General features: G+C 35.8%; 2 protein-coding genes. Both read left to right on the plus strand.

What is annotated here, in order from left to right; translation table 11 throughout:
• Positions 1-305 precede the first annotated feature (305 nt).
• Complete coding sequence (locus tag DDE80_RS14345; RefSeq protein WP_108308622.1) at positions 306-794, plus strand: DUF3879 family protein; 489 nt, start codon at positions 306-308, stop codon at positions 792-794.
• A gap of 22 nt (positions 795-816) precedes the next feature.
• Positions 817-1,266: a hypothetical protein gene (locus DDE80_RS14350; protein ID WP_108308624.1), complete on the plus strand. Its 450-nt coding sequence runs from the start codon at positions 817-819 to the stop codon at positions 1,264-1,266.
• The last annotated feature ends 132 nt before the right edge of the window (positions 1,267-1,398 follow it).

The following is a 1,398-nucleotide window of genomic DNA, read 5'->3' on the forward strand; positions in this document are numbered from 1 at the left end:
AAATCGTGGTATTCTTAGCCATGAGAGATTCCTCCTCGTAAATGTTGGTGTGGTAACTTACATTTTACATGGAATCTCTCTTTTTTATTAGTTTTTTATAGGAAAATTTAGTTAATCAACAGACGTGTAAAAGTATTTTTTTAAAAAAGGGCAATTCAAATGATTTTCACATCAAAAAATATGCCTAAACCTACTTGCTTAAGCCAGTAGTCATTCGATTTTCAATTTACATTTAAATTAAAGTTGATATGGTCGATATATAAGATACATGGAGAAAATTAGATTTTACTAGGAGGTGAGTAGAAGTGAGAGCGAATTCGACTTTTCCGCAAATGAATTTCTCGACGATTAACAACATTCGACAAAGTGTCAAACAGAATATGATGTCCGAAAATATTTCCTCAAGTAGTACTCAGCGAAAGGATCATTCCGTGAATCCTTTCGAAGACCCTAATATGTATTTAGGTAATCAAACTCATTTTTCGATTGTTCCAGTTTCTGACGAGATAAAAAAAAAATTGAAGGCAATCGTAATGGAAGAGATGATTGAAAATAACGGGATGACTGGTAACCATAGTAAACGCGTTGATGTGAAAAGAGCTTATCTTGATTCGGTAGCGCCCGAAAAACGAATAGATGTGAAGTATACACTTGACCGAATACTTATCGATGAAGGAAGACGCCTTGTAGAATTTGTTAAGTCAAAAGATCCGAACTGGGATTTTGGAAAACCCTTCGATAAAAGTATTTTAGAGGGAGAGCAATATTACCAGAAATTTGATATGCAAGCTTGATAACAATGAGGAGTCTAAGAAAATGAAAAAATATCTTTCGTTTTTTATGGGCTGTATGATGGTATTTGCCATTTTAAGTTTACCAGTATCTGCTTTTGAAAATGAATCTGAAGAATTACAGAATGTAGAACTTCTAGCATCTAGCTATTTCTCTGGTATTACTGGGAAAATGAATTCTCTTAATGGTAAACCATCAAGTTCATTTAATATTTCATCAGGTTCAATTCCACTAGGCTCGGAAGTAAGTGGTGTATCACTGAATATAACTGTTAGTAGTGGAAGTTCACCGTTCTATATTGTGGTGAAGGAGCCGAATGGCTATTATGATGAACAATATGTATCTTCCAGTGGAACTGTATCATTCACTCAATTTAATAACCTAGATCCAACTGGGACTTGGCAGGTATATATTCGTACAACTGGTATAGTGTCAACTGCCACGGCAAGTATGACAGTAAACTACACATATTGATATATGTGAACTACCCACCACTTAACTTCGTTTGAAGTGGGGGCTTCTCGCTTCCACGAACATCGCTTGCAAGCAAGTCTTATGTGTTCTCCACGAGCGTGAATTCGGGGCATTCCAACCCTACTGATACGC

It is taken from the genome of Metalysinibacillus jejuensis (genome assembly GCF_003057615.1).
Classification (GTDB): domain Bacteria; phylum Bacillota; class Bacilli; order Bacillales_A; family Planococcaceae; genus Metalysinibacillus; species Metalysinibacillus jejuensis.